The organism is Paenibacillus sp. FSL R7-0179 (assembly GCF_038002265.1).
Taxonomy (GTDB): Bacteria; Bacillota; Bacilli; order Paenibacillales; family Paenibacillaceae; genus Paenibacillus_AQ.
Genome location: NZ_JBBOCC010000002.1, coordinates 1,311,101 through 1,335,886 on the forward strand (window position 1 = coordinate 1,311,101; position 24,786 = coordinate 1,335,886).

18 protein-coding genes are annotated in these 24,786 nt (G+C 52.2%); 12 read left to right on the forward strand and 6 right to left on the reverse strand.

All coding sequences use genetic code 11. The annotated features are described in order from the left end of the window. The first annotated feature begins 109 nt into the window (after positions 1-109). From MKX63_RS22130 to MKX63_RS22155, 6 genes are all read left to right on the forward strand, one after another. On the forward strand, positions 110-1,036 hold the full coding sequence (locus MKX63_RS22130) for an ABC transporter permease (protein ID WP_341020097.1): 927 nt from the start codon (positions 110-112) through the stop codon (positions 1,034-1,036). A gap of 85 nt (positions 1,037-1,121) precedes the next feature. Next, on the forward strand, positions 1,122-1,985 hold the full coding sequence (locus MKX63_RS22135; RefSeq protein WP_445321849.1) for a carbohydrate ABC transporter permease: 864 nt from the start codon (positions 1,122-1,124) through the stop codon (positions 1,983-1,985). Positions 1,986-2,051: 66 nt separating this feature from the next. Beyond that, positions 2,052-3,629 carry an extracellular solute-binding protein gene (locus MKX63_RS22140; protein WP_341020099.1) on the forward strand — a complete coding sequence of 526 codons (1,578 nt, stop codon included), beginning with the start codon at positions 2,052-2,054 and terminating at the stop codon, positions 3,627-3,629. A gap of 68 nt (positions 3,630-3,697) precedes the next feature. Next, positions 3,698-6,052 carry a beta-galactosidase gene (locus MKX63_RS22145; RefSeq protein WP_341020100.1) on the forward strand — a complete coding sequence of 785 codons (2,355 nt, stop codon included), beginning with the start codon at positions 3,698-3,700 and terminating at the stop codon, positions 6,050-6,052. A 202-nt stretch (positions 6,053-6,254) separates the two neighbouring features. Continuing rightward, a complete protein-coding gene (locus MKX63_RS22150) occupies positions 6,255-9,350 on the forward strand; it encodes a hybrid sensor histidine kinase/response regulator (protein WP_341020101.1) in 3,096 nt (1,031 codons plus the stop codon). Positions 9,351-9,386: 36 nt separating this feature from the next. Beyond that, positions 9,387-10,496 carry a response regulator gene (locus MKX63_RS22155; RefSeq protein WP_341020103.1) on the forward strand — a complete coding sequence of 370 codons (1,110 nt, stop codon included), beginning with the start codon at positions 9,387-9,389 and terminating at the stop codon, positions 10,494-10,496. A gap of 79 nt (positions 10,497-10,575) precedes the next feature. Here MKX63_RS22155 and MKX63_RS22160 read toward each other — a convergent pair whose 3' ends face one another. Together MKX63_RS22160 and MKX63_RS22165 are read right to left on the reverse strand one after the other, a co-directional pair. Further along, positions 10,576-11,412 (reverse strand): carbohydrate ABC transporter permease, encoded by an 837-nt coding sequence (locus MKX63_RS22160; protein ID WP_341020104.1) that lies wholly within the window; start codon positions 11,410-11,412, stop codon positions 10,576-10,578. Beyond that, entirely contained in the window at positions 11,412-12,302 is an 891-nt protein-coding gene (locus MKX63_RS22165) for a carbohydrate ABC transporter permease (RefSeq protein WP_341020106.1), read from the reverse strand. The genes MKX63_RS22160 and MKX63_RS22165 overlap by 1 nt, the downstream gene beginning before the upstream one ends. 205 nt (positions 12,303-12,507) lie before the next feature. On the opposite strand from MKX63_RS22165, the gene MKX63_RS22170 reads away from it, so the two are divergent. From MKX63_RS22170 to MKX63_RS22185, 4 genes are all read left to right on the forward strand, one after another. Continuing rightward, a complete protein-coding gene (locus tag MKX63_RS22170) occupies positions 12,508-14,370 on the forward strand; it encodes a cache domain-containing sensor histidine kinase (protein WP_341020108.1) in 1,863 nt (620 codons plus the stop codon). Beyond that, positions 14,363-16,009: a response regulator transcription factor gene (locus MKX63_RS22175; RefSeq protein WP_341020109.1), complete on the forward strand. Its 1,647-nt coding sequence runs from the start codon at positions 14,363-14,365 to the stop codon at positions 16,007-16,009. Before MKX63_RS22170 ends, MKX63_RS22175 begins: the two co-directional genes overlap by 8 nt. A 122-nt stretch (positions 16,010-16,131) precedes the next feature. Next, entirely contained in the window at positions 16,132-17,457 is a 1,326-nt protein-coding gene (locus tag MKX63_RS22180) for an ABC transporter substrate-binding protein (RefSeq protein ID WP_341020112.1), read from the forward strand. A gap of 373 nt (positions 17,458-17,830) precedes the next feature. Next, complete coding sequence (locus MKX63_RS22185) at positions 17,831-19,927, forward strand: glycoside hydrolase family 36 protein (protein ID WP_341020114.1); 2,097 nt, start codon at positions 17,831-17,833, stop codon at positions 19,925-19,927. Positions 19,928-20,035: 108 nt separating this feature from the next. Here MKX63_RS22185 and MKX63_RS22190 read toward each other — a convergent pair whose 3' ends face one another. From MKX63_RS22190 to MKX63_RS22200, 3 genes are all read right to left on the reverse strand, one after another. Then, complete coding sequence (locus MKX63_RS22190; RefSeq protein WP_341020116.1) at positions 20,036-20,344, reverse strand: hypothetical protein; 309 nt, start codon at positions 20,342-20,344, stop codon at positions 20,036-20,038. Positions 20,345-20,361: 17 nt separating this feature from the next. Then, positions 20,362-20,997 carry a hypothetical protein gene (locus tag MKX63_RS22195; RefSeq protein WP_341020117.1) on the reverse strand — a complete coding sequence of 212 codons (636 nt, stop codon included), beginning with the start codon at positions 20,995-20,997 and terminating at the stop codon, positions 20,362-20,364. A gap of 516 nt (positions 20,998-21,513) precedes the next feature. Further along, positions 21,514-21,933, reverse strand: coding sequence for a MarR family winged helix-turn-helix transcriptional regulator (locus tag MKX63_RS22200; protein WP_341020118.1), 420 nt, complete (start codon positions 21,931-21,933; stop codon positions 21,514-21,516). 385 nt (positions 21,934-22,318) lie between these two features. Between MKX63_RS22200 and MKX63_RS22205 the strand changes: the two genes are divergently transcribed. Then, a complete protein-coding gene (locus tag MKX63_RS22205; protein ID WP_036721536.1) occupies positions 22,319-22,576 on the forward strand; it encodes an AbrB/MazE/SpoVT family DNA-binding domain-containing protein in 258 nt (85 codons plus the stop codon). Positions 22,577-22,748: 172 nt separating this feature from the next. Then, complete coding sequence (locus tag MKX63_RS22210; RefSeq protein WP_341023200.1) at positions 22,749-23,477, forward strand: HAD family hydrolase; 729 nt, start codon at positions 22,749-22,751, stop codon at positions 23,475-23,477. A gap of 452 nt (positions 23,478-23,929) precedes the next feature. Here MKX63_RS22210 and MKX63_RS22215 read toward each other — a convergent pair whose 3' ends face one another. Continuing rightward, positions 23,930-24,595, reverse strand: coding sequence for a hypothetical protein (locus MKX63_RS22215; RefSeq protein ID WP_341020120.1), 666 nt, complete (start codon positions 24,593-24,595; stop codon positions 23,930-23,932). Positions 24,596-24,786: the final 191 nt, after the last annotated feature.

The following is a 24,786-nucleotide window of genomic DNA, read 5'->3' on the forward strand; positions in this document are numbered from 1 at the left end:
CGGATCGTTGAAAAAGTATTACTTTTAGTTGATAGCCCTAATCCACACCGGATGGACGCTTATTTATAATAAGGCTATAGAGAAATGGGAATGGGAAAGGGGATTCAAGATGAAACAGAAACAACACGGATTCTGGGATGATGTCAAGAAATACAGATCCTTGCTTCTTATGCTGACACCGGCAGTATTGTTCTTTCTGCTATTTGCTTATCTGCCCATGTCGGGCATTGTGCTGGCATTCAAGCAATTTGACTATACGGGCGGGGTATTCGGCAGTCCATGGAACGGGCTGGACAACTTCAAATTCTTCATTGACTCCGGCGACGCCTGGCGCGTAACCCGAAATACAGCACTATATAACATTGCATTCATCGTTGTGAACAACGTGCTTCAGATCTTCGCAGCCATCCTGCTGTTCGAGGTAGCGGGCAAATGGTTCCGCAAGCTGACGCAAACGGTATTGTTCCTGCCTTATTTCATCTCCTGGGTGGTTGTGGGCGCGATTGCGTACAACCTTTTCAACTTCGATGTAGGTACGGTCAATGTGCTGCTGAAGGGACTGGGAATGCAGCCAATCGATATTTATAATACGGCAGCCTACTGGCCGTTCATTCTGGTCATCGTATCCGCGTGGAAGACACTCGGCTACGGAACGATTATGTATCTGGCCGCGATTACAAGCATTGACACCGAGATGTATGAAGCCGCCGAGATTGACGGCGCGAATATTTTCCAGCGTATTATGAAAATTACGGTTCCGAACCTGATGCCGACCGTCATCATTCTGGTGCTGCTGGCAATCGGTAATATCTTCCGCGGAGACTTCGGGATGTTCTACAACATGGTCGGCAACAACGGCCTGCTGTTCTCATCCACAGACGTAATCGACACCTTCGTCTTCCGCTCGCTGACTACATCCAATGAAATAGGGATGTCTGCAGCCGCCGGCTTCTACCAATCGATACTCGGCTTCGCAACCATCATGCTGGCCAACTATGCAGTACGCCGATACGATAAGGATCGCGCTCTATTCTAGGACAAGGAGGTAATGCCCGATGAGTTCAACCACTGCTAATATTCAATCACCGGAAGTACGCAGAAAGCCTGCCAACAGGGACAAAATGGTGCTATCCGTTATCGGATACGTAACCCTTACGATATTGGCTATATTCTGTATCTTCCCGTTCATTCTGGTTATCTCTTCCTCGCTGAGTGAAGAGAGCGCGATTATCGAGAAAGGGTTCCAGATCTTCCCGACCGCCTTCTCGACAGAAGCGTACAGCCTGCTGTTCAAATATCCGGCTGAGATGCTCAGAGCGTATGGCGTAACGATCTCCGTTACAGCCATCGGTACGATCGTCGGATTGTTCCTGACGTCAATGACAGCCTATGTGCTGTCCCGGAGAGATTTCAAATGGCGCAGCCGCTTCTCCTTCTTCTTCTTCTTCACTACATTGTTCAGCGGCGGCCTGGTTCCCTGGTATCTGATGATCATCAACTATCTGCATCTGAAGGATACGCTGCTGGTACTGATTCTGCCGATGATGATGAACGTCTTCTATATTATTGTCATGAAGTCCTTCATGGGCAGCATCCCGGATGCGATTACAGAATCGGCCAAAATTGACGGAGCCGGCGATTTCCGGATCTTCATGCAGCTGATTGTGCCGTTGTCCAAGCCCGCTCTGGCGACCATTGGTCTGTTCATTGCCTTGGCCTACTGGAATGACTGGTATAACGCACTTCTCTTCATCTCCAAGTCGGAGCTGATGCCGCTGCAGTATTATCTCTACAAAATGTTAGGCAACATGGATGGAATGCGTAAGGCAATGATGGCCTCCGGTGCGGTAGTCAACACAGACCTGCCAACCGAAAGTCTGAAGATGGCCATGACGATTGTGGCTACAGGGCCGATCCTGCTGGCGTATCCGTTCATCCAGAAGTATTTTGTAACAGGACTAACGATTGGTGCAGTCAAAGGATGATCACAGGGTAACCTGGTTATCAATATAGACTTGAGGCAACTATTACTTAAGGGGGAAATATCGGTCATGATGAACAAGAAAAAGAAACTTACAGTAACGCTTGCAACGATGATGGCACTAGGGACGGTCCTCAGTGCATGCGGCGGCGGCAATAATAACACCAATACAGGAGCGGAGGCTACTAAGGCTCCGGCGGCATCGGAAGGAGCAACCAATTCCGGCGCTCCGGACACCTCCAAAGAAGTGAAGCTCAAAATGATTCTGCTCGGGCCACAGCCTGGGGATTACGATAAGGTCTTCGGAGAGCTGAACACCAAGCTCAAAGAGAAAATCAATGCTACCGTAGAAACTGAATTCCTCGACTGGTCTGACTGGACCCAGAAATACCCGCTGAAATTCGCGGCGAACGAAGATTTCGACCTCGTGTATACAGCGAACTGGGCCTTCTATAACGATCAGGCGCTGAAGGGCGGATTCCTGGAACTGACGGATGATATGCTGACCAAGTATATGCCGCAGACCTGGGAAGCTATGCCGAAAGTGAACTGGGATCAGGCAAAAGTGGACGGCAAGCTGTTCATGGTTCCGAACAACAATGTTGAAGTAACCGACAAAGTGGTGCTGTACCGTGAGGATCTGCGCAAAAAGCATAACCTGCCTGAAATCAACAGTCCTGAGACGTACGCAACTTATCTGAAGGCAATTGCCAAGGACGAAAAAGGGATTACTGCCTATGGAGCCAAGCCGGCAGACGGCTGGAAATTCCATGAGCTGGATCAAACACTGCTGGAGCAGAACAACAACTTCAAAATCGTAGACAGAAGCTTGCTTCCGCTGGCATACAAGCTGGATGATGCTTCCGGTAAAGTCTTCAATATCTATGACACACCGGAATTCACTTCCCTGCTGCAATATTACAAAGACCTGGCCGATAACGGCGCATGGTCCAAGAACGTAGTCAGCAACAAAAACGATGTATGGCAGGATATTAAAGCAGGCAAGGTGTCCTCTTATGCACACAACCTGGGTACTGTAGCTGCTAACCTGGCTGAAATGCGCCGTGACAAACCGGATGTGGAGCTGGCCATTGCTGACCTTACCCCGGGCAAAAAGAAAATTGCTGCGATCTCCACGCAGAACGGGATGTCCGTACATGCTACCTCCAAGAATCCTGAGCGCGCTCTGATGCTGCTGGATCTGCTTCAAAATGATAAAGAAATTCATGATTTGACGATGTACGGTATCGCCGGAAGCAACTACAATCCGGAAGGCGACAAGAAGTTCACCGCCGGTCCTGCTGCCGCTAACTACACAGGCTTCTCGAACTGGGGCTGGAACTCCCCGCTGAACCGTCAGGATGCAGCTTATCCTAAGGAAGCGGACGATATGTTCAACACTTGGCAGTCCAGCATCTATCACTTCCCGCTCGAAACCTTCGTCTTCGACACTACGCCAGTGAAGAACGAAGTGGCTAACATCGGCAACGTGATGCTGCGTTATGCGATTCCGCTGGAGTACGGCTTGATTGATGATCTGGCTAAAGGTCAGGCAGACCTGATCAAGCAGCTGAAATCAGCAGGTCTGGATAAGGTTCAGACTGAAATGCAAACACAGATTGATGCGTTCCTCGCAGCGCAGAAATAACAGCATAAGCTTACGGGCTGCTCTAAAGCGTTAGCTTTGGGGCAGTTTTTATGAAAGGAGCAATTCTCATGAAGTATACGATTCAGGCTCAGGTGTCTCCCAAGCATATCTACCCGTCTACGCTGCGGCTGGGCGGAACCAGTCCCTCAGGGGATGAGCTCAGCTTCACGAATTATTATATGGAGCGCAGCGGCAAGCCTTATTTCGCCATCTGCGGCGAGTTTCATTATTCCCGTTATCCTGAGGCAGACTGGGAGAGCGAAATCCGCAAGCTGAAGGTGTCGGGAATCAATGTGGTTGCGACCTATATTTTCTGGAATCATCACGAAGAGCTGGAAGGCGTGTTCGAATGGGCGGGCAACCGGAATCTCCGGCGGTTCGTGGAGCTATGCCGGGATAATGGCCTATACGTCATCCTGCGTGTAGGTCCGTTCTGCCATGGCGAGGTCCGTAACGGCGGACTTCCGGATTGGCTGTTCGGGCGTGAATTCGAGGTGCGCTCCAATGATGAAGGCTATCTGCGTTATGTACGGCGGCTGTTCGGAGAGATCGGGCACCAGGCTGCGGGCCTGATGTTCAAGGATGGCGGCCCGGTAATCGGCATTCAGCTGGAGAATGAGCTGAATGCTGCGGCCGCACTCTGGGAAGAGACCGCCAAGCAGGGGGACGAGTATCTTAGCGGCGGTGCAAGCGGTGAAGCGGGATCGGAGCATATGCGTCTGCTTAAGAAGTATGCGGTGGATTCCGGTCTGATTGCTCCGATCTATACCAGTACCGGCTGGGGCGAAGCACCGTTTCTGGAAGATGAGGTGCTTCCGCTATATGGCGGGTATGCTTATACTCCATGGAGCATCAGTGATCCGAATCAGGTCCAGAAGCCGACGCCGGAATACGTATTCGTGAACTTTCATGATGAGCAGGCGCCGGGCGGTGAATTCAATCCGCCGTATCCGCGGACGAAATACCCGTTCGCCTGCTGCGAAATGGGCGGAGGGATGCAGACCTGGTATCTGTCCCGGTTCCAGGTCGAGCCGGAAAGTGTCATCGCCATGACCCTAATGAAGCTTGCCGGCGGCTGCAACTTCATCGGGTATTATATGTTCCACGGCGGAACGAATCCGGTGGGAAGAACGGGATACCTGAACGAGAGCACTACGCCGAAGCTGACCTATGACTTTCAGGCGCCGATTGGTGAATTCGGCCAGATCCGCGAGTCGAATCATCTGCTTCGTCCGCTGCATTTTTTCCTGCGCCGGTTCGCAGACCGGCTGGCACCGATGGCGACTGTGCTGCCCGAGGGGGCACAAGCTGTTACGCCGGAGGATGCGCATACGCTGCGTTATGCCGTCCGCACGGATGGCAAGTCCGGGTTCCTGTTCGTCAATAATTATCAGGACCATGTGGACATGGATACGCATGAAGAGGTTGTGTTCGCTGTGGAGCTGGAAGAAGAAACGGTAAGCTTCCCGCAGCGGAGCCAGCTAACCGTTCAGTCCAAGGCTTCCTTCCTGCTGCCGTTCAACTTCGCGCTGGATGGTCTGAATCTTAAATTCGCCACAGCCCAGCCTGTTACGGCTGCTGAAACAGAGGAAGCAGCGGTCTACTTCTTCTCGATGCCGGAGGGTGTCGACGGTGAGTTCCAGATCGATGCAGCTTCCGGCATTCTTGATGTGACTGTGGATGCCGGGAACGTAGCAGAGAACGGCGGCTACAATGTGCTGATTCCGCATGAGCAATCTTCTATGATTGTGATTCGGCGGGACGGAGCCAGAGAAGTCCGTATCTATGCCATGAGCGCTCGTGAAGCTTCGACCTTGTGGGAGCTTGAGGAGAACGGCCACAGCCGCATCATCTTCTCACCGGTTCCTCCGGTTCAGACCCCTGGCGGGATGGAATTCATCAGCCAGGGGCAGCATGCATTCACCTTCCGTGAATACACGGGCGGAACCGAGGCGGCAATGCAATGGAATACCGCACAGGCGGATGCAACGGTCAGCGGACGACAGGATGGCTGGTTCCAGGCTTATGAAGTACAGGTACCGCAGAAGGAAGCCGCCGTTACCATGCGCCGGATTCAGGACCACAAGGTTGTCCTCCAGTTGCCTGAGGATATCCTCGAGAGTACGGAAGAAGTACTGCTGAGCATCGACTATACAGGAAATGTAGGCTACGCCTTCGCTGCCGGACAGCTGTTCCACGACCACTTCTATAACGGCCTGCCGTGGGAAATCGGCCTGTCGCGGTTCCGGGAGGTGCTGCGCCGTGGTGAGATCGTACTGGAGACCACGCCGCGCCGCACCGGTGCCGTCAAGCTGGCCGACGATGCCGCCATGGCGGTGGAGAAGGTGTTCGAGGGCGAAGCCGTAGCCGTGTTCCGTAGTGTGACCGCTACTCCGGTGTACCGGATCGGATTAACCAGATAATGATAATGTAAGAAGGAAGCACTGTCCAGGAAGCTCCGCTGGATTGTGCTTTTTTTTGTTATACAGATAGAACTTGAAACCATACTGAAAGGGAAAAGTGGCGGAGGAGTACAAGTATGATCTATTTAGTACATTTTGTGAGATTTTTATAAGTGCATTAAGTTAGAATGATAACATCGATGATTTGTACTGGAGGCTGTTTGTGAGAAAGGTAAATATCCGCAGGCTTGCGGGAGTCAGCATATTTTTCTTGATTGTCTTTTCTTTAATCTTCATGATCTTCTCACTGACCCGTCCTCCTCAAAGCGAGGTAAGAGTGGAGAAGGGAGTACTGGATCTGTCCAATTGGAATCTTAAGCACCAGGGAGTCGTGAATTTGGATGGTGAATGGGAGTTCTATCCGGATGAGCTGCTGAGCCCTGCGGATTTCCGGCTAGGCAAGTATGATTCACCGCCTGACTATTTGAAGGTTCCCGGCACCTGGCGCGGTAAGAACCCGGACGGCTGGATGAGCCGCAAGGGTTCAGGTACTTACCGCCTGCAGGTATTGCTGAAGGATACCGATGAAATACTCGGCTTGAAAACAAGAAGCATCCGCATGGCCCACCGTCTGTTTATCGGTGGACAGGAGGAGGGGGGCAGCGGTCTTCCTTCCACGGACCAAAGCGTGTTTCAACCCGGAAACACACCCTATTCGGTATTTTTTCATCCGGATGCCCGCAAGCTTGAGGTTGTGATCCAAGTCTCTAACTATAATTTTGTCACCGGAGGAATTGTGAACTCCCTCACGCTTGGGGCACAAGAGGACATCACCCGGCGCAATATGGTACAGATTGGTGCGGATATCGGAGTCATTTTGATCTTGGCTATGTTCGGTGCCTATCACCTGAGCTTCTATTTTATTGGCCGCCAAGAGAAGGAGTATCTGCTTAGCGGATTTTTCTTATTATTTCTGGCCTTGCAGAACTCCTTGTACGGGGAAAAGGTGTTTCAGCGTCTCCTGCCGTCTGTTCCCTTTGATTTTTCATATAAGCTGCTGGATGTCAGCCACTTTCTTAGCGCGATACTGATTATTATGTTCTTTTGTACCGTAGAGTCGCACCTGATGTCGCTGCGCAGGCTGAAGCTGATTCTTACCCCGTTTATGGCTTATCTTGTGATGGTTGTGCTTTTGCCGTACGGGGTGCATATTCGTATGAAATATATCTTCATATTTTATCTCTGGATCGTTATGCTCGGCATTGTAGCGAGAATGGTTTATTTATATATCCGTAGGCAGAGCCAGGTGGCAGACCGTGCGGAGCTGATGCTGTTCATTGGCGGAGCCATTTCTCTGATGATCTATCTGATGAATGACGGCCTCTATTCCGAGAATGTGGTGCAGAGTAATTTTACAGGAAGATGCGGAGTCATTGCCTTTATCGTGCTCATTAATGTCCTGTTGGCTGTAAGGTTCTCGAATGCCTACGCCAAAACAGAGATTCTATCCCGTAAGCTATGGACAGCGAACCAGCTTAAGGATGAATTCCTGATGAACACCTCTCATGAGATCAAGACACCGCTGCATGGAATTATGAATATGACCTCCTTTTTACTGGAAAATAAGGAAGAGAATCTGCATCCAGGCCAGAAGCAGAACCTCTGGCTAATTAAGGATACATCCACGAAGCTGTCGATGCTGATCCAGGATCTGATCGATGTCAGCCGGCTGAGGCACGGAGAGCTGCGGCTCCACCAGACCGCTGTTGATCTTAGAGTGGCTGTCCAAATCGTATACGATATTCTCCGCTTCGAGCTGGCGGGCAAAGAGGTGCAGCTGCTCAATCAGGTGGAAGCTGGTACTTGGGTACTCGCGGATGAGAGCAGACTGCGGCAGGTGATGTATAACCTGGTTCATAACGCGATCAAGCATACCAGTCACGGATCGATTCAGATTTCAGCAAGAGCAGCCGGGAGTGAGGTCTTCATTGAAGTGGAGGACACCGGCACGGGGATATCGGAAGAGAACCATGCGGCGGTCTTTGAATATTTCGGGCAGGTGGACAGGCTGCTGCCGCAGGATGGATATACCGGAATGGGGGTAGGGCTGTATATCAGCAGGAAGCTGGTGGAGCGGATGGGTGGTGTGATTCGGGTGGCCTGGTCCGAGAAGGGCAAGGGAACCCGCATGGTATTTACGCTGCCCGTAGCGGACCCTATTCCAGAATATCAACAGACCGCTGAACCTTACGCGCTGCATACCGATGTTGATTATACGGTGCATGATGTACTGGACCGGGAAGGGCAGACCATTCTGATTGTAGACGATGAGGCCTCCAACATCCATACACTGCTGAATATTCTCCGCCGTCATGATTATAATGTGCTGGTAGCCTTCTCCGCCAAGGAGGCGTTGGCCAAACTGCAGGAATACCAGCAAGTGGACCTTGTCATTCTGGATATCATGATGCCCGGTACATCAGGCATTGAATTATGCCAATCCCTGCGCAGCCGTCATTCTATACTAGATCTGCCGATATTGTTCGCCACCGTCAAGGATGCGCCTTCCGATATTGCGCTGGGCTTCCGGGCCGGGGCCAATGATTTTGTAACCAAGCCCTTTGAGAGCGAGACGCTGATGGCCCGGATTCATAACTTGCTGGCCATGAAATCGTCGATCCAGGAAGCGATCCGGCATGAGCATGCGTTCCATCAAGCCCAGATCAAGCCGCATTTCCTGTATAATGCGATGAGCAGTATCATCTCATTCTGTTATACCGATGGCGTCAAGGCAGCTTATCTGTTAACCATGCTCAGCCAATATATGCGCTTTATTCTGGATATGGACCGCTCCACACTCGTCATTCCTGTATACCGGGAGCTGGAGCTGATTCAAGCCTATGTGGAAATTGAACAAGCCCGCTTCGGGGAGAGGTTCGACTATAGCAGCCAGGTGGATGATTCATTGAAGGCGGTGAATATCCCTTCCCTCTGCATTCAGCCGTTTATTGAGAATGCCATCCGTCATGGACTGTTCGAGAAGGAGGGGCAAGGCAAGGTTGCCTTAAGGATTCAGGCTGGTGACGGATACATGAAGATCTTAGTCGAAGATGATGGTGTCGGCATTCCCGCTGATCTGTTATGTACATTGAACAGTCGCGGAGAGCTGCAAGGAAGCATTGGTATTCAGAATATCCGCAAGCGTCTGGATACAATTCCGGGAGCGAGCTTAAGCATTCATTCGCAAGCAGGAAGCGGGACGAAGGTTACGATCTATCTGCCGCTCAGCGGCTCCGGGCAAGGGGCTGCAGAGGATTAGGAGTAAATATGATTCTGCGTGAAGGAGGGGGCGTCCATGTTTCGCACGATGATCGTTGAGGATGAACGGCCAATTCTGGATTTAATGAAGGTACTGGTTGGCCAAAATAGCAATTATAGCATTGTTGGAGCTTTTACGAATCCGGTAGAGGCCTTGGCGAAGCTGCAGGAGCTGCAACCGGATATCGTGTTCATTGATGTGGAAATGCCGCGGATGAACGGGCTGCAGCTAGCAGTGCATATCCATGAACAGCTGGGTCAGGCAGAGATTGTGTTCACTACGGCTTATAAGGATTATGCGCTTGAAGCATTCGAAGTAAGTGCACTTGATTATATTCTCAAGCCTGTCACGCCGCAAGCGATTCAGCGGGTCACCGGGCGGCTGTTCAAGCACCGGACGACCCTCGCTCCTGCAGAGACCCTCAAGTCCAGCTTCTCTGTCCGCTGCTTCGGTGACTTTGAAGTCCTTAATCCGGAGGGACTCCCGGTTCACTTCCGAACCCGCCGGACCGAGGAATTGTTCGCTTATCTTCTGTGCCACCCTGGACGGTATATCAGCAAGTGGAAGCTCATTGATTTGTTGTGGCAGGATGCGAAGGGAGAGCGGGGATTATCCAATCTGCATAATACCCTGTACCTGTTAAAAAAGGTCCTGAAAGAGAACGGAATTCCGATGAGCATACAGAAGCTTAATGACGGCTACAGGCTGGACACGGCAAATAAACAATATGATCTCCTGCTGTATCATCAACTGCAGCAGGTTCACAGTGAGGGCAGACTGACTACAGAACAAGCCGAAGAGCTCTGTTCGCTCTATCAGGGGCCGCTGCTGGAAGGCAAGAATTACTTATGGAAGATCCCGTTAGAGGAAGCCTGCTTCAAGCAATATACAGCTTTGATTCGGGAATTGGCGGCGGCTGAGCTTGCGGCTGGAAATGGCGCAGCAGCGGAATTGCGTCTTGAGCAATACTTATCGCTGCATCCGCTGGAGGAGGAAATGAGCCGCTTCCTGATCAGTATGTATAGAGAACGCGGCGCATTGGAGAATATCAACAGACTGTATGAGCAGTTTGAAGCTGCCTGTAAGAATGAGCTGGGACTTGAGCTAACGCCGGAAATCAAGAATGAATGGCTGCAGGCTCATTAGGGCCCACAGCAAAAATAAAAGGCGTCCTATGTAGCCGTTACGGCTTATAGGACGCCTTTTATTAGGGTGCTAACAGGGATCAGCCCTTAACCGCCCCCGCGACAACACCCTTCACAATGTATTTCTGCAGGAAGATAAAGACCACGATCGATGGAAGCACCGCCATTACCATAGCGGTCATGGCATACTGCCAGTCCGAGGTATACTGGCCCACGAAGGTGTAAGCGGCCAGCGTTAACGTCTTCGTCTCAGGTGAACCGTTGACCATCAATAGCGGGAGCAGGAAGTCATTCCAGATCCACATGACATCGATGATGATAATGGTCGTGGTGACCGATTTCAGCAGCGGGAAGATCACGCTGAAGAACAGGCGGAAGCCGGAAGCGCCGTCAATTGTCGCACTCTCGTCGATCTCTGTAGGGATGCCCTTGACGAAGCCGTGATAGATGAACACTGCCAGCGGAGCACCGAAACCCCAATACAGGAGACCCAGTCCCCAGGTGCTCTCTGACAGGTTGAGGTTCTTGGCGGTCTGGAGGACCGTCAGCATGATCGACTGGAACGGGATCAGCATCGGCATAATGCACAGGAAATACAGGACACCGCTCCATCTGGTTTTGGTCCGGGCCAGCTTATAGGCGGCGATGGAGGAGATGAATACGATACCGAGCAGGCCGACACCGGTAATAATAAAGTTGTTCAGGAACAGCCGCGGATAGTTGATGAACTCCCAGACATAGGCGTAATTGCTGAAGGTCAGCTTCTGCGGCAGGGCGATGACATCGGTCATGACCTCGCCGAAGCTTTTGAGCGAGTTGATAATCGTCAGGAACAGCGGATACAGGAACAGCAGAGACAAGAGGATCAGAATAACCTCCAGGATGATCTTGCCTGCCTTGCCACGGTTGGTTGTCATTAGGCCTCTACCTCTCTCCGTTTGAAGACGGTTAGCTGGATAATCGTTACGGCAAGCACGGCAAGGAACAGAATGAGCGCTTTGGCTGTACCGTAGCCGTACAGGTTGTTCTGGAATGTATCCCGGTAGATATCATACGCGATACTATAGGTAGTTCCACCGGGGCCGCCGCCGGTCAGCGACAGAATGACATCGAAAACTTTGATCGAATTAGTGAGCGCCATGAACACAGAGATGGTAATCGATGGGGCAAGCAGCGGCAGCGTAATGCTGAAGAATTTTCTCAGCGGTCCGGCTCCGTCTACTGTAGCAGCTTCCTTGAGATCCTCAGGCACAGACTGCAGACCGGCAATGTAGATGACCAGATAGAACCCGATCGACTGCCAGATGGATACGCCAAGGATGGAGATGAAGGCCAGTCCCGGTGTCCCGAGCCAGCTTAGATCAAAGATTGCCCAGCCGGTGCTCTCGCCCAGCGAGTTGAAGCCCTGCATGAAGATGAACTTCCAGATGAAGCCGACAATGACCAGACTGAGGATATAAGGGATGAAGAAGGCCGCTCTCAGCCAAGAGGTGCTTCTTAGTTTCATGTCCAGCAGCACCGCCAGCAGAATCGCCAGCACGTTGACTATGATAATGTAGAGCACCGCGTATTTAATCGTGAACCAGGCGGCATGGGAGAAGTTGGTATCGCCGGAGAAGATCTGCTTGAAGTTATCCAGCCCGATGAACTTGGGGTGCTTGGAGATCCCGTTCCACTTGGTCATCGAATAGCGGATGGTCATCGCGAAGGGAATATAGAAGGCTACAGCGATACAGATCAGAACCGGGAGAGTGAAGATTCCGAATTCGAATTTCTCGCGCCATCTTTTGCCGGGTGTTTTTAACATGGATGCACCTCTTCTTGAGTTATAGGGTGGGAGAATAAGGCCTGGCTTGCCACACTTAACCATTCCGGTTAGTCTATATTGTGTATTATAGAGCAGACCCTTATCGTCAAAAATGGATTTAAGAGTACAGTTAAGGGTAAAAAGGTGAACGGACTGCGGAGGCCGGAAAACCCCAAAACCGGCAGCGGGGAGAGCGGAGAGCATCATGAGAAAAGTGTGGGTTAAGCTGATCGGACCTTTGCTGGCGCGGGTATCCCGCCGCCTGGCTAATAAGCTGATTCTGTTATTTACGATTATCATCATCCTGGTGGTCAGTTCACTCACCTACATATCCTATAGCATGCTGCAGCGGGAATCGGTCGATAACAGCATTGCCAGTACAGGCAATAACCTGCTTCTGGTCGGACGGAATCTGGAGAGCTACCTGAGCGGGATTGAGCAGTTGTCTCTGCCGCAGATCTCCTATGATGAGTTCAATTATGCGCTTTTGCATGAATCGGAAGACTACAGCTCCCGGATGTACGTGGAGGATTATCTGCGGAATTTGTATTTTTCGCGCAATGATCTGGAGGCTGTATACCTCTATGTAATCAAGGAGCAGAAGTATTATTATGTCACTAAGGAGAACTATAACATCACCGTCCGGGTATCCGAGCATCCGCCTATTAATGACCTGCCGTGGTATAAGCGGGCGCTTAAGAGTCCGTATAACCGTTCCTATCAGTCGTTCGTGGAGGAACAGCCGGCCAGCGTGAACAGCGCCGATTACCCCGTTAACCGGGACAAGGTGTTCATGGGCTATCACCGGCTGATCCGCTCCATCGTGTCACGCGAGCCGCAGGCAGTGTTATCGCTATATTTGAACTCCTCCGTGACCGATGAGATTATGCGGGATATCCCGTTCAGCACCGGAGAGCATTTGATGTATATCAGCCCGGACGGCGAGCCCTTCAAGGTGGATGACAAGGAGTTCTACCGGGAGAGCAAGGAGGCGGGGCTGGTGAACCTGCTGACACCGGAGCAGAAGGGGCGCGTAACCTGGCCCGGCAAGGGGCAGAAATACCTCGTAATCTACGATATCAGCCAAAAGGAGGGCTGGAAGCTCGTCAAGCCGATTCCTTACACCCAAATCTATGAGGCGGCGACAACGACGCGAACGTTAAGTGTGGCGATTGGCCTGCTGTTCCTGATCGTCTCTGTGGTGCTGGTCAGCTTCACCTCGAACCGGATTACCCACCCGCTGAAGAATCTGTCGCTCCAGATGCAGCGGTTCAGTACGGGGAGCTTCGATGCGCAAGCTACGGTTGCGGGCAAGGATGAGATCGCCTACCTGTCTCGCCATTTCAACAAGATGGTCGAGAGGACGAATGAGCTGATCAATGAACGCTATAAAATGAAAATCGTTGAAAAGAACGCCGTCCTGAAAGCGCTGGAGGCCGAGATTAATCCCCATTTCCTGTACAATGCGCTCCAGGCGATCTCAACGAAGGCCCTCAAGAACAACAACGATGATATTGTCGAGATGGTGGACAACCTGGCCCTGACCCTGCGATACTGCATTAGCGGCAAGGATGTGGTGCAGGCAAGGGAGGAGCTGCGGCATATCGAACGTTATCTGGCGCTGCAGAAGGCGCGGTTCGGGAGCCGGATGCAGGTGGTGTACGCCTGGGATGAGAGCCTGATGGAGCTGAGAATCCCCAAGCTGTCGCTCCAGACCCTGGTGGAGAACTGTATCAAGCATGCGCTGGAAAAGGTATCAAGTACGGTTACCATCACCATTGAGGCGCATATCACCGGCACACACAGCGTCATCTCTGTGCTGGATGACGGTCCGGGCATCAGCGGAGAACGGCTGGAGCAGGTGCTGAATTCACTTCAGATGCAGTGGGAGGACCGCGCAGCGGACACGGACGAGGAGGACGGCATGGAGAGTATCGGGCTGAAGAATCTGAACACCCGGCTGAAGCTTTTGTATGGAGATGAGTCAGGTCTGGTCATTCATAGCACGGAGCAGGGAACACGAATGGAGATGCGGCTGCCGCGGGGAGGAGTGGGACAACATGTATAGAGTGCTGATTATTGATGATGAGGAGCCGCTGCGCGAAGCGATCCATATCCTGGGGGATTGGGAGGGCCTTGGTGTCAGCGAGGTGCGGGAGGCGACAGACGGGAAGGCGGGCCTTGAGCTGCTGCGCCGTGAGCGGTTCGATCTGGTGCTGGTGGATATGAAAATGCCGGAGCTGGGCGGAGCCGAGCTGCTGCAGATAGCCGAGCAGGAATTCCCGGACCTGCTGCTGATTGTGATCAGCGGCTATAATGATTTCGAGTATACGCGCCAGGCCATCCGCTCGAAGGTGGTGGATTACCTGCTGAAGCCGGTGAACCGCACAGATCTTAACCATGCGCTGCGCAAGGCGGTGGGGGTGCTGGAGGCCAAGCGGAAGCGGGAGAGCGAGTTCATCAGCCGCAATATTACGCTCAATATGTCGCTGCCGAAGCTGAAGGAGAAGATGTATCTGTCCATCATTGACCGGAGCTTCAAGACCCAGTCCAATGAGGCCTTTCTCCCGCTGATCGGGGTGGACGGGGGAGCCAGCCATTTCGCTGTCGGCCTGCTGCGGATGCTTAATCTGGAGCAGGTACGTAAGGAAAGATTCCACGGGGACCGGGATCTGCTGCAATTTGCCGTAACGAATGTCATGAACGAGAACACGGACGGGCAGTTCGAGTCGTTCAGCTTCGCCAGCCCCAAGGGGGAGCGCGAGTTCATTGCCATCTTCACTATGAAGGGCGGTTATGAAGCAGATGCGGCCTTCCTGTCGCTGCACCATATGAAGAAAGCAGCCTCTACCTTGAAGGAGCTGTTCGGAATCCTCTGTGCAGGCGGAATCGGGGAGCCTTGCCGCGATTCGCTCAGTATTGCCGCCTCCTATGAGCAGGCCAAAGCCTCACTGGATATGGTTGACCTGCTCAGCCTGAGGGGCAGCCTGATTGTGCAGGGCAATGTGATGAATCCCGCAGCGAAGGATATTCCCTCCCTGACCGGGCGGATGCCGCAGATCCGCAGCGCGCTGGAGAGCGGGAATGTGAACCATGCCCGCAGCATCCTCAGTGAGTTCATCCGCAAATGCCAAGAGACGGAAGGGTTCACGCTCGGGGAGGCGGACCGTACGCTGCAGGGCTTTATTTTGCTGCTGGGTGAGATTGCTGCAGAGCTGGATGCTATGCCGCCGCAGACCCGCAGCGGGAAGGACAGCAGCCTGTTATCCCTGGGCATTCTTAGCGACTTTGCCTCCTTTGAGCAGTTTGCGGGCGTGCTTAACGATATCTTCGACCGTTATGCGGGCGAGATCAGCCGGACAGTAGCCGGAGACCGCAGCAGTGTGCTGGAGAATATTAAGGCGTATATTGATAACCATTATTTCGAGGACATTAAGATATCGATGTTCACGGAACAATATTTCCTGAGCAGAGAGTATCTGATGAAGCTCTTTAAGGGACAATACGGCTACGGCATTCACGAGTATGTGCAAAAGGTAAGGATGGACAAAGCCACAGCACTGCTGGCCGATCCCGCCCTCAAAATTCAGGATATCTCTGAAATGCTGGGATACAAGGACAAGAACTATTTCAGCAAGGCATTCCGCAATTACTATGATTGCTCCCCTTCTGAATTCCGGCTGCGGCTGCCAGGGGTAGAAAAGTGAAACGGTTACATGGACACTTTTTTACCCTCAGAAGTTCACTTATGTACCTTCTTATCCTTTTTCTTTTTATTTAGAATGATGAGCAAGACCACAAGATGCATAAGGAAAAAGGGGGCAACATCATGTTAAAACGATTCATGGCATTATCTGCGAGTCTGCTGCTGGTGGGCGGACTGCTGGCCGGCTGCGGCGGAAATAACACTAATAATGCCGCTAACAACACGGGTGGAACAGCCGGGGCGGGCAATACACCAACGGATTCCGCCAAGCCCGTCACGATTAATATGTTCACCGCCTCTCCCGAATACACGGATGCCTTCAATGCTTATATTGCGGAATACAAGAAGGTGAAGCCGAATGTTACGATCAATCTGGAGATCATGCAGGCAGACTACAATACGGTGCTGAAATCCAAGATCGCCGCCGGCAGCACACCGGATGTGTTCCAGACCACGGCGGGCGGGGATATCGATACGTTTGCCGAATACAGCGCTGACTTGACCAATGAGCCGCTGGCCGCAGCGATGACGGATGCCGTCCGCTCGAACATGAGCTCTACCGATGGCAAAGTCCTCGGACTGCCGGTGAAGGGCAACCTGTTCGTCCTTATGTACAACAAGAAGCTGCTGGCGGATGCCGGCATCACGCAAGTGCCTAAGACAACTGCTGAAATGGAGGATGCGATCACCAAGCTTGAAGCCAAGGGCATCACACCCTTCGCCAACGCCTACAAAGAGTGGTGGGTATGGAAGCATATCTTCCAGCACTTCGTAGACGCCGCAGCGACCGATGCCGGAACCGATGCCAAGACGCTCGTAGCGGACTTCATTGCCGGGAAGACGACCTTCAAGGATCATCCGGTGCTGAGCGATAACTTCTTCAGCTTCATTGATACAACGGTTAAGCACGGAACCGACAAGCCGCTTGAACGCGACAGCAATGCTGAGGTCAGTGATTTTGCCCTGGGCAAAACAGCATTCATGACCGGTAAAGGCGCGTGGGATGAAGAAGCGATTAAGAAAATCACCCCTGACTTTGACCTCGGCATCGCCGGGTACCCTGTCAGTGACAAACCGGAGCAGTCCCAGATTATCACCGGTGCCGACCAGGCACTGCGGATCAATAAGGATTCTGCGGTAGCAGCGGAAACGGTTGAGTTCTTCAACTGGCTGTATACTTCCGACTACGGGAAAAGCTGGTTCTCTAACGTAGCGAAGGTTATACCTCCAATCAAGGATGCTCCGATGCCTGACCTGCAAATGCCTAAGGAAATGGAAGAAATCCTGAAGACGGAGAAATCCGGCGACCTGTCGGTGAACTATTCCCTGGATACGTTCCACCAGAAATTCGGTGAGCTGATGCAGGCTTATATCGGCGGCAGCAAGACGAAGGATCAGGCGATTGATGAAATTCAGAAGGCCTGGATTCAATTCGGGTCTGCGGAATAAAATTTTGTTTTGACCTTTGCGGCCTCCGAAGTAAGCTTTATTACTGAGGGGGCCTTCTTTCTATGTAACGCGGATTTCAGGGTGGGGGGGTGTAAGTGGCTGGACGTAACTGCGGGAGCTTTGGATTTCCGGCCGCTGTTGTCTCCAGATTTCCTGATTATACCGCTCGTAGCGGTTGAAATCCGGAGACAAAGGCGGGCGCTGCCGCTCCTCCAATTCCAAACCTCCCTCCGTTACTTCGCCACTTACACGAGCACCGCAGGAAATCAGGAGTTTCGAATAGAAGAGAAGGTCTCAATATCGGGAGATGCAGGAAGTGCGGAGAGATTAAGAGATTAAGGATCAAGAATATTTGTCAGGAGGCCAAATAGACATGCAGAGCAGGCTAATAGACATAGCCGAGAACGGGCTTTATCTTACGATTGAAATTACCGGCGAGCAGGATGTGCGGCTGCTGCATTTTGGCGCAGCGCCGCTGGAAGCCGGGAGCATAGAAGAGAAGCATAAGGCAAGCTTCCGGCTGCTGGAGCTGCAGCTGTCAGGGGAAGACCGGGCGGAATATCACGGGCGGACACACCGCGCATCCTATCCGGGATTACGGATGGTGTATGACGGGCATAGGGACACGGTGAATCCGCTGGGCCGGAAGCTGGAGCTTACGTTGGCTGACCCGCTGACAGGTGTGAAGGCGGTACAGCATTATCAGTTCTATACCGGTGTGCAGATTGTACGTTCCTGGACAGTGGTGAGTAATGACGGTGACACAGAAGCGGCTGTGGAGTATATCTCTTCATTCGCACTCACTGGAGTAGACAAAGAGGGCAGCGGCGACCGAAATGATAAGATTGAAGTTAGTATTGCTCACAGCGGGTGGCAGAGCGAGCTGCAATGGAAGAGCTACAGTCTTCCAGAGCTGGGCATGTCCCATCTCGCCGACCGTGGCTCGAAGCGGATTGCCGCCAGCAATACCGGGTCCTGGTCAGCGGCAGAGCTGCTGCCAATGGCCGTACTGCACAACCAGGAGAGCGGGAGCAGCCTGTTCTGGCAGATTGAACATAACGGCTCCTGGCATTGGGAGCTGACGGATCAGGCCCATCAGCTTACACTTCTGGTCAGCGGGCCTACGGAGCATGACAACCACTGGTGGCTGAAGCTTGCCCCCGGTGAAGTGTTCACCTCCGTGCCGGTGGCCGCAGGTGTAGTAGAGGGCGGGTTCGGCGAAGCGGCAGAGCAGCTTACGGCATACCGGCGGCTGATCCGCAGACCGAATGAGGATAATGCGCTGCTGCGGGTGATTTTCAACGATTACATGAATTGTCTGTGGGGAAGCCCGACAACGGAGAAGCTTCTGCCGCTGATTGATGCTGCTGCCGAAGTCGGCTGTGAATACTTCTGCATCGACGCAGGCTGGTATGCTCCCGGTGAATGGTGGGACGGGGTCGGGGAGTGGGAGCCTTCGGCTGAGCGCTTCCCGGAAGGCATCAGGTATGTGCTGGATGTGATCCGCAGCAAGGGGATGATTCCGGGTCTGTGGCTGGAGCTGGAGGTGATGGGCATCAACAGTCCAAAGCTTGCGGAGACCGATGACAGCTGGTTCTTCATGCGCCATGGCAAGCGGGTCAAGGACCGCAGCCGTTATCAGCTCGATTACCGTAATCCGGAGGTCATCAAGCATGCCGACAGCGTGATTGCCCGGCTGGTTGAGGAATACGGCGTCGGATATATCAAGATGGACTATAACATCAATGCAGGTATTGGCACGGAGACGGAGGCAGACAGCTTTGGAGACGGCCTGTTGCAGCATAACCGCGCGTATCTGGCCTGGCTGGACAGCATCTTCGCCCGTTATCCGCAGCTCGTCATTGAGAACTGCTCCAGCGGCGGGATGCGGATGGATTACGCCATGCTCAGCCGCCACAGCATCCAGTCCACCAGTGACCAGGAGGATTATGTGAAGTATGCTGCCATTGCCGCAGGCTCTCCGGCTGCACTGACTCCCGAGCAATCGGCGGTCTGGTCGTATCCGCTGCGCGAAGGCGACGATGAAGAGGTCATTTTCAATATGGTTAACTCGCTGCTGCTTCGCGTGCACCAGAGCGGCCATCTGGCCGAGCTAACGCCAAGGCGCCGGGCGCTGGTGAAGGAGGCGCTGGATTATTACAAGTCTATCCGTGCCTGCATTCCGCAAGCCTTCGCCTTCTGGCCGCTCGGTCTGCCGGATAGTGGAGGGGAATGGGTCAGCTTCGGCCTGCGCCATGGAGATATCCGCTATATTGCTGTATGGCGGATTGCCGGAGAAGCGGCTGGAGTCACGCTGCCCGTTCCTGAGCTGAGGGGCCGTGAGGCGGAGGCGCGGTGTGCGTATCCTGAGGCACACGGTTCGGAGTGGAGCTGGAACGCTGCGGAAGGCAGATTGACCGTTACGCTGCCCGCCGGCAAGACTGCGAGGCTCTTCGAGCTTCGTTCCTAGGGTCAGCTTCACGTGCCAAGGAGAGGTTGAACAGCTGATACGGGGGCATTTGTATACAAGAAGGGGTATTTCTGCACCGGGGGACGGCTGCTGAAATACCCCTTCTTGCTACTTGATGAAGCTTAGGCTTTTCAGCAGCAGACGGCGGGTGTAATAAAAGGACAAGAGAAGGAGGAACGCGAGAACCAGGCTGAAGGGCAAGCTGAGAAAGGCCGGGACCGAATAGGAGGGGGGCAGATTCATCCCTATGGCACTGACTCCGAAGGTCCGCAGTATTCCCGCTATTGGAGCGATGATGGCACAGATGAAGCTCCCGGCCGTCCAGACGCCCAGTACGGGCAATGCAAAGAGGAGGACGAATCCTTTTGCCAGATAGTTCAGCAGGTTGGGCATTGCACCAGAGGAAGAAGTTTTCATGTCGTGTACCTCCATCGTTATGTATTTATCTGAATAATCTTGCCTATCCGGGAAAGGGGATGAATGGTCAGCGTGTCCCGGTAACGGATCTCCCGGATGGAGCATCCCGGTCCGAGTGTAACATTCTGTCCGCACACAAGGTCTGCATGCGTCCGGTACAGGGTGAGATCAGCCCCTTCAATGGTCTCGCAGCGCAGCTTGCGGAAAGGGCTGAGCGGAACAGGGAGCAGCCTGGAGGAGGGAGACACGATAATATCACCTTCAGAGGTCATGTGTCTGATCTTGCACAAGGCCCCCAGCTTGAGACGGATGGTGCCCCTGCAGGACAAGCGGTCTATACGAACGCAGCCCTCAGCCTTGAATTCTTCTCCGGCAGCCTCACCGGTGACAGACAGGTATCCATTGGACGTGATGCTCACGCCCTTGAGTTCATTAACGCGAAGACTGCCGAAGCTGCTCAGTTCCTGCGTGTTGCAAGACAACCCTATGGAGCATTCTCCTCTAAGCCTCAGGCGCGCTGTGGTCAAGCTCCCGCTGACATGCAGGTGGCCCAGCACCTCCACATGGGAGGCGTCCAGATCTCCCCGGCAGATTCGGGAGCCGTTGATTTTAAGAGGTTTATCGGGCGCAGGTGTCGGGTTCAGTGCAGACATAGGTTTATTCACCGCCATTTTAATATTTTAGTAACTATAATATATATTAAATAAAATATTTAATCAATATGTTATCAACCGCAACAATCGGGTTTCGCCTGAATTGCGGCTCGTACAACAAAAAAACTGCACTTCCCTAAGGGAAATGCAGTCTGTCCGTATATTAGGAAACTATAGTTTCTCGCAAGCAGGCACACGGACCGAATGTATGTGAAAAACAGTATACATTGTGCTCGCAAGCAGGCACACGGACCAATGTAAGTGGAAAACAGCATACATTGTGCTCACAAGCAGGCACACGGACCAATGTAAGTGGAAAACAGCATACATTGTGCTCACAAGCAGGCACATGGACCGAATGTATGTGAAAAACAGCATACATTGTGCTCACAAGCAGGCGCATGGACCGAATGTATGTGAAAAACAGTATACATTGTGCTCGCAAGCAGGCATACGGACCGAATGTATGTGAAAAACAGTATACATTGTGCTCGCAAACAAGTATAGCCCCCGGTGTTACTCTAACATTCCGCCCACCAGCTCATCAATTCTCTGGAGGGCCACCGAGATTTTGCTGAGGTCAGTGAGTGCAAAGGTGTCGAACAGAGAAAGGATGTGCTGCTTGCCTGGTCCGGTGAGAATAATATTGACGACTCTGCGGTCTTCCTTCGTGCGCAGTCTCTCGATGTATCCCAGATCCTCCAGCTTATCGCACATGAACGAAGCGGCTCCCGGCGTAATGACTAGCCGCTCTGAGATATCCGTAATGTTAAGAGAGCCGGTGAGCTGCAGCAGGAACAACAGCATGATCTGATTCTGTGAGAGGGACCCTTTTTTCGTAATCCGGTCTATGAACGCCTGTGACTTCTGCTGTACGCTGGCCATATGCTCCATGACGGTATAGACGGCTTTCTCTTTCTCAGCTTCTTTGCTCATGGAAACACTCCAATATAGTATATTACGTAAAATATATAGATTGTATATCTTTCTTGTCAAGTAAAGGAAGAGCATAGTTCCAAAGGAGCAGCCGTAAGCTAAGAGGAGAACCGCATCAGCCATGCCCCCGCAGAATATCGGGCAAAAATTGAATGAAAAGAATAAAATGGATATAAAACGGTTTCGGTTATAGATTTGTCGAAAAAACTCTAAACTTTGTCGAATTTTTTGTCGATAAATATCAAAAGATGTAGAAATAAAATTGACAGGAAAGAAATAGCACTTTACAATGCAATTATAGAGTAATCATTTCTACTTATTAGAAGCTTTGATAGCTTTTAACACGCAATGATGATCCAAGTGTTATTTCAAGGGAGGATGCATAATGATGAAAGCAACTGGCATAGTAAGAAAAGTAGATGAACTGGGACGTATTGTGATTCCGATTGAGCTTCGCAGAACAATGGGAATTGACATAAAGGATCCGCTCGAAATTTTTGTGGACGGCGAAAAGATCATTCTCAGAAAATATGAGCCTACTTGCATCTTCTCCGGAAGCTCCGAGAACCTGATCAACTTCAAGGGTAAAATGGTCAGCAAAGATGTTCTCGATGAACTGATCTCAAGCTTCGACAACGTATAAGTTAAGGCTCTGAGGCAGTATGCAGTATGAACAGAAGGGATCGCGGTGTAAGCACTCCATGTGTTTGCACTGTGGTCCCTTTCTCTAATTAGGGGTTCGTAGACAACATCAGCTGCTTCCTATATCATTAGGTCGTGTGACCGAAGAACAATGGGAAGGGATGATTCACCTCATGAGCAACGAAGAACAGACACAGGCGGGGAACAGACCGCTGCCGAACTTAAACCAGCCGGAAGCCATCGTATTTGATATGGATGGTACGCTGTTCCAGACAGAAAGCCTGTTATTGCCCGCCTATCATAAAATGTTCGATATCCTGCGGGAAGAAGGCCTGCATTCCGGCCCGACTCCGCCCGAGGAACGCATCTTGGGCAGTCTGGGCATGCTGCTTGCAGATATCTGGAAGAACGTAATGCCGGAAGCGGATGAGGCGGTGCACCGCCGGGCGGATGAGCTGCTCCTGCAGCTGGAGATTGAGGGGCTGGAAGCCGGAGGGACGGTCCTGTACCCTAAGGTAGTTGAGACGCTGCGTGCCCTGCATGCGCGCGGAGTGAAGCTGTTCGTCGCCAGCAACGGGCTGGAGGATTATATTCATAGCATAGTAGTCGTGCACGGGCTGAAGGACCTGTTCGAGGGGCTGTACAGCGCAGGCGGCTCGGGCACGGCAACCAAGACCGAGCTGCTCGGCCTTCTGCTGGACAATCACAAGATTGGCAGCGTCTGGATGGTCGGGGACCGTTCCTCCGATGTAGAGGCGGGCAAGGGCAACGGACAGACCGTTATCGGCTGTGCCTATGCCGGCTTCGGGCGGCAGGATGAGCTGAAGGGCTCGGATGTCATTATCTCTTCGTTCGATGAACTGATTGCGTTGTATGATAACAGCGTTGCTGCTGAGCTGTAATCCGGCGTACCTGGAATAAGCAAGGAGTAAGCTAGGAGTGAGCTTTACTACTGGGAAGAAACTTTAATAAGGTAGGCAATGTCCGCCCTCGCCCGATCTTTTATAAGGGTGAGGGCGGTTTTTCCTGTTAGAGGTCAATTCCTGCGCATAATGCAACATACCTTCTCCTTGAGAGACTACAATCGGCAAATGTTGCACAAAAAGCAGGATTACTCTGCATTTAAGTAACTTAACGTTGAGTTTCCTGCATTTCCTGCAACAATTCTGCCGCACACTCTGGTATCTGGATGGCTAAGTTGCACTTTCTGCAACACTTTCAGTTTGCCTTCGGCATCCGCACCTCACCTCACCCCACCCCTCACTAGCTCACAGCTCACCCAACTAATCTACTCTAAACTAGTTAACAAACCTACTTTGCTCCTCAGCGGGCGAGCTCCCCATAACCCCAATCACTACAGAAACCAATCGGATAATCCTTCTACCGGCTCGTAATAACATACATAAGTGCTTTGGATCACTGGGCGCATAAAGCCTTTACGGACCAACTCCTGCAGCTGTTTACGCGCTGTCCGAAAGCTCACATCGTATTGGAGCATCACATCTTTGGGGCGTAAGCCCTTCTTTTGACTCCAGGATAGTCTTAGGATCTCTCGTTCCAGCGGTAAGAGAGACTGCCCGGACGGGTTACGGAGCAAGGCAGGGGTAATGACCATTTGCAGCAGCATCCTGCAGATTTCCGGGCGGTTCTGTACATCATCGAAGGAGAAATGGATGATTCTCCAGCCCATTCCGCTCAAGAATGTATCACGGTTAAGCGAGTAACTGAATTTCTCCCGGTCCATATCCTTCACATGGCTCTGATAACCGTCACATTCCAGACCGAATTTCCCGTAGGAGGGGAGAAAGGCGACATCCAGAAACTGTGATTTACGGTTCCAGTCATAGATTTCATATTCAGGGTGCAGGTCATCCAGGTTGCCGAATAGCGGCCACCAGACATTGCGCAGCATCAGCTTCTCAGCATACTGGTGTCCCCGTGACAGCCGGCCTCTGCGCTCCCCTGATCGGATTGACAAATGCCGGTCCAATAGCAGCTGATGCGCTTTTTCAAACTCCATATGTATTCCCCCTTCATATTGACAAAAAAAGAACGCCCCTCTGCCAGCGATGGCTTGGGACGTTCTTCGTCTGAGTTAATTATACGCTGGCACCTGCGCAGGTGGCAATAAATGGTTTATCGATGTCTGGACATTACCCGTTTATTCGTAATCTATAACAGCCGCCAAGAGGATATTTCCTCCCAGATCGT